The sequence below is a fragment of the Acinetobacter sp. YH12023 genome (genome assembly GCF_013420135.1).
Lineage (GTDB): Bacteria > Pseudomonadota > Gammaproteobacteria > Pseudomonadales > Moraxellaceae > Acinetobacter > Acinetobacter amyesii.
This window is the reverse complement of record NZ_VOYU01000023.1, coordinates 1-9,204: the sequence shown is the minus strand read 5'-3', so window position 1 is coordinate 9,204 and position 9,204 is coordinate 1. Positions and strand designations below refer to the sequence as shown.

Below are 9,204 nucleotides of genomic sequence, written 5' to 3'. Positions count from 1 at the left end.
ATCCATGCACGTGTAGCAGTCCTTAACAGATTTACGGAATTAGGTCGCCCACTTACCCAAGTTACGCCTTAAATTTGGATCAATTAGGGGCGCTTTGCATTTCAAATCTTTGTGCAACAAAGCCCTTTATGTTTAATGATATACATTATTAAATTCAATAGATTAGTAGGGTTAAATCATGGATATTTTTTCAAGACTTATAAATATAAAAAGTAAATATAATATTACTTTATATGAGGGAGAAAACTTCAAACAAGCTTTATACAATGGAAAAATGACTGATTCAGCAGATTGCATTATTGAAAAAATAGAGTTAACTCTAAAACACTACCCCAATAGTACGGGCATTGGTTTATCTACATATCAATCAGATGAAACTTCAAGCGGTGAATTTTGCTATGCAGTAGCATTGCCTGTTGATTAATTATAAAAATCAAGAAATAACTTACAAAGCGAACGGAGTGTGAGCGACATAGCAGTAGATCGCTTACTCCCCCCTCTGATTACCGCTTTTTACTGAATTGGATTTTCAACGGTTGGGGCTATCGTTCCATGCCTTTAGATTTTGATGCACCCCTAACCTGTTCTTGCTCTCGTTGTTTTTGTGATTCAAGTTTTGGCACTTCAAAATTAGGATTTTCCTTAAATTTTTCTACAAATTTTTGTTGTGCCTGTTCTAATTTTTTATCTAAGTCTGAGCCACCAAGTTTTTGCTCCAATACCGATTTAATCGACTGATATGCCTGCTTTTGTTCGTGGTTTAACTGCCGATAAACGCTATTAAAATCCAATTCTTTTGGTTTTTCCCTGCTGATATTGGGCTGAATGGTCGGCTGACTGCGTAATCGAATAGTTTCTCGTTTAATATCGTCTTTCCTTGCTTCCACAAGGGTTTCATTCAATTTTAAATCATCTTTCTTGCGGTCAAATTCATGTTTTAGCTCTGAATATTTTTCTTTCCACGCTGAAAACTTAGGATTTGGGACTAATCCGAACAATTTTTCTTGTGGTTTGTTCTTTTGAAGTTCGTCATAGTCCTTTAAAGCGGTAGAAATATCTCGTTTTAATTGGAAAATTTCAGATTCAAGACGGTTTAAATCGTCATTGAGTTGTTTTAATTTAGGGCTAGATGGCTCTGATTTACGTTCTAAGCGGGTTTCTTTAGGTTTTGGCTGTTCTACTTGTTTTTGTGCTTCTGTGGCTTTAGGGGCGTTTTTTGAAGCTTTTAGGCGGATTTCTGCTTGATATTTGCTGATTTGAAATTCAGCAAGGCGGATTTCTTGCTCTAAACCTTTCAAAATTTCAGGTAAACGCTGATTTTCAGCGTTTTGCTGTTTGATTAAATCATTTTTTAGGCTGATTTCGGTATCAATGCCCTGTCTGCGTAGCTGTGTGACCTTGCTACCCTCGTGAATGGTCGCCTGTAGTCCGTTGTTCTGATCGGCATAGCTGCGGTGGTCTACTTCGGTCAAATACCCTGCTCGTGCTAGATTTTGATTGGTAATGTCGGCAAAGGTTTCTCGCCATTGGTTCACGGTCTGACTAGAATTTTCTTTGTTAAAATCTCGGTTTCTCTTTTGGCAAAATCACCTGTTTCAGGGTCAATTTGTCGCCCTGTAAACATGATATGAGCGTGGTAATTGCGTTCATCACTTCCGCTTTGGGTATGTGGTGCATGAATGGCAGCGTCCACAATTACACCATGCCGTTTTACAAGCTCTTGGCATAGGTCATTGAGTAGGGCTTGTCGTTGTTCAGCATTCAGTTCATGCGGAAAAGCAATTTCAAATTCTCTGGCGAGGTTGGCATCTTTTCGACGTTCAACTTTTTCAACCGTGTTCCAAAGGTGATTACGGTTAAGTAACTCAGGATGGGTATTTTCAGGGGCATAAATTTTTGTAAATTCTACGCCTGTTTTTCTTGTGTAGTCCTGTTCTCTACCTTGTCTTTCATCTATCAATTTTTCACCTGAACGATAAGCAGAACATGCAACAGCTGAACGCCCTGCACTTCGACTTATTGTCTTCACTGAAAAATGATAAATTGCCATTTTGCCTTTGCTCTTAAATTCGATTTCGAATTTGACCAATCTGCATAGATTGGTTTGGGGTTGTAGGGGATTTTCCCCTGCCGTACTTTCATTGAAAAATCGAAAATTTTTTTCAATGGTAAAGTGCGCCCTTCGGGAAAACCACGATAGCAGACAGTACCTTGAATTTCAATTCATGTACGCTTATGCTATCTGTGGTTTTTTAGGTATTAGAGTGATAATGAAAGTAGAATCTTTAGAACAACAAATTGCTAAACAAGAAGAACGCTTAAAACAGCTTAAAGCACAAAAGCAAGCTGTTCTCGCTCGTGAAAAGGCCAAGCAAAAAGAACAAGAGCGAAAAGACGATACAAGACGTAAAATTCTATTGGGTTCTTACTTGCTCAAAAAGATGGAAAATGAAGCCAATAAGGAAAAAATACTCGCTGAAATGAACGAGTATTTAACTGAAGAAAGAGACAGAAAGTTATTTAAATTATGAAAATTATTTTGGGAAAATAGATGTGAGAGTATAGATCGGTGGTAGTAGGATTAGGTATGCAATTGCTACAGCTATTAATCCTCCTTTGATCGTTCCATATTTCAAAAATAATTGATCATTATAAGTGTTATACAGCTCTAGAACTCCTTGAATAAAGATAAATAAAAGGCAGATTACCCCAAATGAAAGAAGTACAAAGGGATACCACTTACTTTGTAGGTAAGCATGTAAAGTGGTAAAAGCTAAAAAGGACCAAGCAATAGTGATAACACCTAATACAACTGATTTTTCCAATACTTCGATTAGTCTGACTTCTTGCACTACAATTTATTCTCATAATTGGTAAAAATTGATCTTAGTCAAAAATTAGAAAATGTATAGAGGTGTATGTATTTTAAAAGTAGCCCTTTCTTTTGAAAGGGCTTACAGATCAACTTCGCATAAGAGATTTTATGTTAAATGTATGATTTTTTAATTGATATTTAATATAGTATTTGACTATCTACCTAATCTTGTTTGGGCTACCCTAATATTTTTCAATTAACGATAATTTAAGTATATATAATGTCACAGAAATCTATTAATCATCACTATGTGCCACAAGGTCTATTGAAAAAATGGTATGCTAAAAATTCAGACAAAAAAAATCAGGGATTTAGAAAATATCAAAGAAAATATAATGGTGAAGTTAGCCTTATTCCAGATCCTTGTTCATCTAAATCTAGTTGTTCAGAAAATCACTTAAACACACTTTACAAAAATGTTTTTTCAATTAAGGAAGAAGTGGTTGAAGATACAAATACTATAGAACACAGCTTTCACGATTTAGATACAGATGCATTAGTTCTAATAAATACTATTATTGAGTCACCAAAAGAAAAAATTAATACATTAAATAGTGACGAAAAAAGCTTATTTTCTAAGTTCATATTATCATTACATTTAAGGCATCCAGAAACCATTCAGCATGCTAAAAATCTGATAGAGCAAAAAGCTGATACTCACTTTAAATATATAGCTGGTGAATTAGAAAAATATGAAATAAAAAATCACTTAGATTACTTTAAAAAGAATATTAATCTAACAGCTATGCGAAGTATTCTTGAGGATTCTGAAAGTTATAGACTTTTTTTCGATATGGATCTTGTAGTTATTGTTTCCGAAGATAACTTTTTTTTCACTGGAGAGAAGCCCCTAGTATTAAATTTTTGTAAGAACGAAGTTATTCCATCTCTAGGATATGCTTTATCCTTATCACCTAAACTGTTACTTATTGGCTGCCATCGTGAGTTTCTTAAAGGTGAAAAAATTAAGTTTCAAGATTTTATGGGTAAATTTCCTGTCAAATATAATCGTATAGTTTGTGAGCAATCGAGGTATATAATTTCTACTGATGTCCTTAGTGAAGAGCTACAAGAAATGTATTTAGATGGTTTATTGAATTAGAAGTTAAAAATTGAGACGATAGCCTTAATTTTTATGTGTTTTTTAAAGTTTAATGCCTAGGCCAGTGTCTAGGTTTTTTATTTCGTATAACCGCCATTATGTTAAATGGCATCCTAAACTTTATTTAAAGATGGACTATCTATAACATCCCTCATCATGAATTTTATTTTTGGGGGAAAAGTGTCTAACGATATTGAAAAACAAACATTAATTCCGAAGTTAGAAAAGCCACATCAAAAAACCTATTTGACAACTCCTATAGGACGATTTGTAGAGAGAGCCTCTTATTTAGATTTATTTATTTTTGGTTTTATGGTTATTTTTTCATCATCATTGTATTTTTGGTTAATTCCTTCTGGCCATTCTTTAAATAAAGAGAATATAGATATTTTTGATGCCTTATATTTTAGTATCGTGACTTTTACATCACTTGGATATGGAGATTTAAGCCCTATAGGATACGGCCGTCTTATTGCAACTCTTGTCGTAGTGTTAGGCTTAATATTTATTGCTCTACTAGTTGGGAAATTCGCTTCTGAAAGACAGCAAACAATCCTTTTATTATTGCACACAAGTGATTGTCAAAGACGAATAAGCAACTTTTCTTTAGAGATAGAAGAAATAAATGCGTTATTAAAGAATGGAGGTAATATAGAAAAAGACCTTCACGTAGCTGCAAATATTTTAGAGATTACGGCTAAATATTTAATATTTAATGCTAATCAAGCTAGGTTGATTTCTTTCGGAAATGAAAGTGCATTAGCTTCACTTTATAAAGAGATATCTAAGTTACAAGAGACAAGTTTAAAAATACACAAAAATGAAAATGAAAATTTATTGATATCAAGACGTTCATTAGCATTAGTAAATCGTTGCCATGGAGTGGTTCGTCAAATGGTAGTTTTACACAAAAACTCTAAAGAAGATAAATCATATACACAGCTTTTTATAATTAAGCTATTAAATTTTTTAAGAATAAAACAGCAAAAATCCTTAAGTGGATCTATGCTTCGTATTAATGGAACTTTTGAGAAAATGAATAATGACATCATTCTCTTAAAAAGATGGTCTCAAGGAAAGGCGACTCCAATTATAATCAATGATGTTTATAACAATGCCCCTATTGGTCCACAAGAAAATTGGCCTACTAACATTCACAAGGAAATTGCAAAAACACTTGGTATTTCTAATAATCTAGTAAGTAAAAGTATTAATATACTTCTTGAAAAACGTAAGTTACCAAAAAATAAATAGATATAAGAGTCGGTGCATTATGTTAATTTTTCTACAATTAACATAATACACGTTATACGAAATGCTTTCTTTTATTCTATATAAATCATAGCTTTATCTTGATGTGAAAAGCCCAGCTCAGCTGATTTGGGCTTTTTTTATGATTTTTCATGTTCCACGCCTACTTATTGAGCAATGTTCCACGGTTTTGATAAGCCTTAGTAAACAATTCAACCACTACTCATCACTTAAAACAGCATGTAGAACTCGACCAAATAAGCTTCGCTTTCTGGGTTCTGGTTGTATCCTAGACGTTTGTTGAATGGGTTTACTTTCGATAGGGTGAGCTTGTTCAATATGTACAATTTCTTGTAAGTTTGTGGTTGTACGAGTTTGTTCATTCTGACTATCAGGCTGACTGTCAGGCTGACTATCTTTAGGCGTATATCCAAGAGCAAGAGTGAGATTATCAATTTTGTCTTTAAGCTGCTCAATCTCTTTATACATACGCCTTTCACGCTCTTCTGCAACAGATTTATCGTGTCGTAATTCTTCAATTAATTGCTTGTACAATTCAACAGTAGTGTTGTCAGTTTGCGTACTAACAGGCTGACTGTAAGCCTTACTGTCAGGTGTGCCATAAACACGTTGCATTTCACTAAGATCAATTACTTTTCTATTTTTGGCATCTATTTCATAGCTGATAGAACCGTTCTTCATACGATCATAAATCGATGTACGAGCAATTCCATATTTCTTAGCTAATTCTGCAACAGTAAATTTAGGCATAGTTCTTTAATTATGTTTTAGTCCCTCATTACATCAACTGTAATGTAGTTAAGCCTTAAAACCTAGATTTTTAAGATGTGGAAGAAGTTGTTTTTGCTGTATTGGATCTCTGAGCATATCTTTAATTTTAATCGCTAACTCTTCATAGCTTTCACCTTGATTTGCTAAATGAGATAGCTCATGTAGACGAGATAACTGATTTCCAAATAAGTTAATTTGTGCATCACTCATTTGATGAAAAGATTGCTTGGTGGTGTTAGCTTGTTTAGATGGTCGAGCTTTAGATTTAATAGAGAATTGGATATCAGTAATTACTCTTCCTTTCTTAAATTGCTGATAATCAACAGTTATATCCGTATGTTTGTTGATTTCACTAATTGCTTTGTCTAATACATTAGACTTGAAATTAGACATAGTTGAATACTCTTCAACACCAAGTCCAAGCTTTGATCTTAAATCATTGATATTGTATTTCTCAGTCTTAGCAACGCTTAACCACTTAATAATAAGTTCATATAATCGAATACTATATTTGCTTTTAAAGTCAGAAACTTGTTCGATATAGTATTTTGTAAATTGCTCACTTAATTTACTAATTAAGCTAATTACTTCATGGCTAAGATATAAAACAATCAAACCGCTCTTATCAACATAAGTCACTTTATTAACCCAATTAGCAGTTGAAAGTGCTTCTATGCCCTTATACCTATCTAAATAACTAAACTCTCTTCGCTTTAATGTTTTAGAAGCATCTTTAAGTAAGGCGTAAGCATTATTACTATCTACTTTAAATTGATGGATATAGTCGCTCACAGATACTTCTATAGGGGTATCTGGGGAAAGATTTTTTGACTCTCTAGCCTCAACTATTGCTAGAAGCATAATCCGTTGCTCTATTAAGGATAAATTGAATGATGCATCAATAAGAGCATTATCCTTTACAACTAACTTATTGGTATTCGTCATAATTCAAGGTTACTTATTAATCTAACTAGGTTATATATCGTCTATTTTAAATAGTCAATAATTTAACTATTCGAATACCCCTTAAACCTATCTTTATAACCCCTTAAACCTATCTTTATAACCCCTTAAACCTATCTTTATAACCCCTTAAACCTATCTTTATAACCATCTAAGATTTTAATTTATAAAAGTTTTATAAGGTCTAAAAGCATTTAAAAGCATTAAAATAATTAAAAGCATCATTCTTTAAAATTGCCCTATGTTTTCGCTTCGCTCAAACTCTATTGAATCTCGCTTTCGCTCGATTCGAAGGGGCAATTTTTTGCTTAAATATTTCGTGAATTTTAGAAAAAGAAAAAAGAAACTCGGAATTCGCTGCGCTCATGAGTTTTTATGCTCGCTTCGCTCGGTCTAGACGCAATTTAAGTTTGTTCGCACCCATTCGGGATGCTCTGTACTTACCGCTTAAAATTGAAAGGGAGCTTGTAATCAGAAAAAAGGCAAATGCAAAATTTTTATTATGCTCAATCGCTCGTAGACACTCGCTCGGTTATATGAAGTTAAAAAACAAATAATATGTTCAAGTTTGAGCAAAAATTAGTAATTAAATAAAAATTCATTGTATATACAATTTTTTTTCAAATGCCCATTGAATTACATAAAACTGCCCATATTAAAGGGTTATACACATGGAAGTAAAACAATGTGTATATACAAAGATCGCTTGAAACCTTAGAATAAATGGAGTAAAACATGTCAACAGACGAACCACCTTTAAAATATATTTTTTCACCCGCAATTCTACAAAAGTTAGATGAGAAGCATGGCGTCTCACTTGATGAAGTATATGAATGCTTTGAAAACAATGATGGTCAAACCTTAATTGAAGAACGTGAACAACATAAAACAGTACCTGAAACAGAATGGTTTATCAGCCAAACTCGAAGAGGTCGTACATTGAAAGTTTGTTTCGTCTTCGTTGAGGAACTGAATACAGTTTTTGTTAAAACTGCATATGATGCCAACGATGTTGAAATTCGAATATTCGAACGAAAGACATCGTAAATGAAACTTGGGGGGAACTCCCCCCTGGATTCTGAAGTAGTCGATCATAATTAAACATTTTCGACTATAAATTATCTAGATTAATAAATCGAAGAGAAAATTATGAACCGTATAAATGAATCTACCATTCAACATGAAATATTTAGTGATGTTGATTTATGGGAGTCAAGAGAACTTGGAGCTAATGAATCAACAGTAAAATCTAAAGGCATGTCGAATAAACTTAAAAAACTTATAAGCAATCAAAATGATCAAAAAATGCAAATGATATCAATACGTTTGCCTATAAGCCTAATAAATGACTTAAAAGAGATTGGAGAAGTAGAAGGGTTAGGTTATCAAGCTTTAGCTAGAGAAGTTCTTCAACGCTTTGCAGATGCAGAAAGCAGAAAAAAAGTTAATGAATTGATTGCTCAAAAAAGAGAACTTCAAAGACAATTGGAAGAAATGCAAAGTGAGTTAAAAACTCTTAAACAGGCTTAATAATATGTAGAATCCATTTAAATAAAAGTGATCTTTTAATCAAAGTTTTAAAGATATTTGTTCTAAGGCATTATCTTTAAAAAAAGAAAACTAAAAAGGGCTGTTATCTTAATAGATCAGCCCTTTTTAGTTTTCTTTTTTTGCTTTATGTTTGCACTGGAGCAAGCATTGCATGATCGAGGCATGCCAAAGAACGTGATTCATCATAGTGACAGAGGTGTGCAATATCTTTCCATTCGTTATACCAATCGTTTAGAAGCAGCAAATTTACGAGCATCAGTCGGTACGACCGGTGATTCATACGATAATGCTTTGGCTGAAACAGTGAATGGCTTATACAAAACAGAGGTGATTGAATATTTAAAAGCAGATTGGCAAGGTTTAGCGGATGTACAACTTGCGACATTAAATTGGGTAGATTGGTTCAATAAAGAGCGTGTACATAGTGCACTAGGTTATGTGCCACCTTTTGATTTTGAAGCAATGTACTATGATAAAATTAATCCGTTAGGTCAGGTGGCCTAACTTAAATAAAAAAGTCTCCGACAAACCCGGTACGGTTCAGATCACCGCAAACAGGTTACTCGCCTGGGGATTCCCTTTCGACCCGAGCATCCGTATGAGACTCATGCTCGATTATTATTATTATAGAAGCCCCCATGAATAAATCGCTCATCATTTTCGGCATCGT

At 33.5% G+C, this 9,204-nt stretch carries 8 protein-coding genes and 2 pseudogenes; 7 read left to right on the top strand and 3 right to left on the bottom strand.

Features of this window, described 5'->3' with window-relative positions; translation table 11 throughout:
* The first annotated feature begins 178 nt into the window (after positions 1 to 178).
* A complete protein-coding gene (locus FTT92_RS16270; RefSeq protein ID WP_180172627.1) occupies positions 179 to 424 on the top strand; it encodes a hypothetical protein in 246 nt (81 codons plus the stop codon).
* Positions 425 to 542: 118 nt separating this feature from the next.
* Here the strand turns inward: FTT92_RS16270 and mobQ are convergent.
* A pseudogene (gene mobQ / locus FTT92_RS16820) lies at positions 543 to 2,050 on the bottom strand (MobQ family relaxase).
* 220 nt (positions 2,051 to 2,270) lie between these two features.
* Here mobQ and FTT92_RS16260 point away from each other — a divergent pair.
* The 3 genes from FTT92_RS16260 to FTT92_RS16250 all read left to right on the top strand — a co-directional run bounded on the left by FTT92_RS16260 (position 2,271) and on the right by FTT92_RS16250 (position 5,231).
* Positions 2,271 to 2,531 (top strand): mobilization protein, encoded by a 261-nt coding sequence (locus FTT92_RS16260; RefSeq protein ID WP_180172626.1) that lies wholly within the window; start codon positions 2,271 to 2,273, stop codon positions 2,529 to 2,531.
* Positions 2,532 to 3,095: 564 nt separating this feature from the next.
* Positions 3,096 to 3,977, top strand: a complete 882-nt coding sequence (locus FTT92_RS16255; RefSeq protein ID WP_180172625.1) for a DUF4238 domain-containing protein — start codon at positions 3,096 to 3,098, stop codon at positions 3,975 to 3,977.
* 180 nt (positions 3,978 to 4,157) lie between these two features.
* Positions 4,158 to 5,231 (top strand): potassium channel family protein, encoded by a 1,074-nt coding sequence (locus FTT92_RS16250; protein ID WP_218951613.1) that lies wholly within the window; start codon positions 4,158 to 4,160, stop codon positions 5,229 to 5,231.
* Between the two features lie 216 nt (positions 5,232 to 5,447).
* On the opposite strand, the gene FTT92_RS16245 is transcribed toward FTT92_RS16250, so the two are convergent.
* Both FTT92_RS16245 and repM read right to left on the bottom strand, forming a co-directional pair.
* Positions 5,448 to 5,999, bottom strand: a complete 552-nt coding sequence (locus FTT92_RS16245; protein WP_180172623.1) for a plasmid replication DNA-binding protein — start codon at positions 5,997 to 5,999, stop codon at positions 5,448 to 5,450.
* Positions 6,000 to 6,047: 48 nt separating this feature from the next.
* Positions 6,048 to 6,965 (bottom strand): replication initiation protein RepM, encoded by a 918-nt coding sequence (gene repM / locus FTT92_RS16240; protein WP_180172622.1) that lies wholly within the window; start codon positions 6,963 to 6,965, stop codon positions 6,048 to 6,050.
* 753 nt (positions 6,966 to 7,718) lie between these two features.
* Between repM and FTT92_RS16235 the strand changes: the two genes are divergently transcribed.
* The 3 genes and pseudogenes from FTT92_RS16235 to FTT92_RS16225 form a co-directional block, all read left to right on the top strand.
* Positions 7,719 to 8,030: an ADP-ribosyl-(dinitrogen reductase) hydrolase gene (locus tag FTT92_RS16235; protein ID WP_180172621.1), complete on the top strand. Its 312-nt coding sequence runs from the start codon at positions 7,719 to 7,721 to the stop codon at positions 8,028 to 8,030.
* Between the two features lie 102 nt (positions 8,031 to 8,132).
* Positions 8,133 to 8,513 carry a hypothetical protein gene (locus FTT92_RS16230; RefSeq protein ID WP_180172620.1) on the top strand — a complete coding sequence of 127 codons (381 nt, stop codon included), beginning with the start codon at positions 8,133 to 8,135 and terminating at the stop codon, positions 8,511 to 8,513.
* Between the two features lie 153 nt (positions 8,514 to 8,666).
* Positions 8,667 to 9,038 (top strand): annotated as a pseudogene (locus FTT92_RS16225) (integrase core domain-containing protein); the annotation flags it as partial.
* Positions 9,039 to 9,204 lie beyond the last annotated feature (166 nt).

What these genes read in the sequence shown, in the direction of transcription:
- FTT92_RS16260 (WP_180172626.1), top strand. Translation starts at nt 2,271, where the DNA reads ATGAAAGTAGAATCTTTAGAACAACAAATTGCTAAACAAGAAGAACGC.
- FTT92_RS16245 (WP_180172623.1), bottom strand. Translation starts at nt 5,999, where the DNA reads ATGCCTAAATTTACTGTTGCAGAATTAGCTAAGAAATATGGAATTGCT.
- FTT92_RS16255 (WP_180172625.1), top strand. Translation starts at nt 3,096, where the DNA reads ATGTCACAGAAATCTATTAATCATCACTATGTGCCACAAGGTCTATTG.
- FTT92_RS16230 (WP_180172620.1), top strand. Translation starts at nt 8,133, where the DNA reads ATGAACCGTATAAATGAATCTACCATTCAACATGAAATATTTAGTGAT.
- repM (WP_180172622.1), bottom strand. Translation starts at nt 6,965, where the DNA reads ATGACGAATACCAATAAGTTAGTTGTAAAGGATAATGCTCTTATTGAT.
- FTT92_RS16235 (WP_180172621.1), top strand. Translation starts at nt 7,719, where the DNA reads ATGTCAACAGACGAACCACCTTTAAAATATATTTTTTCACCCGCAATT.
- FTT92_RS16270 (WP_180172627.1), top strand. Translation starts at nt 179, where the DNA reads ATGGATATTTTTTCAAGACTTATAAATATAAAAAGTAAATATAATATT.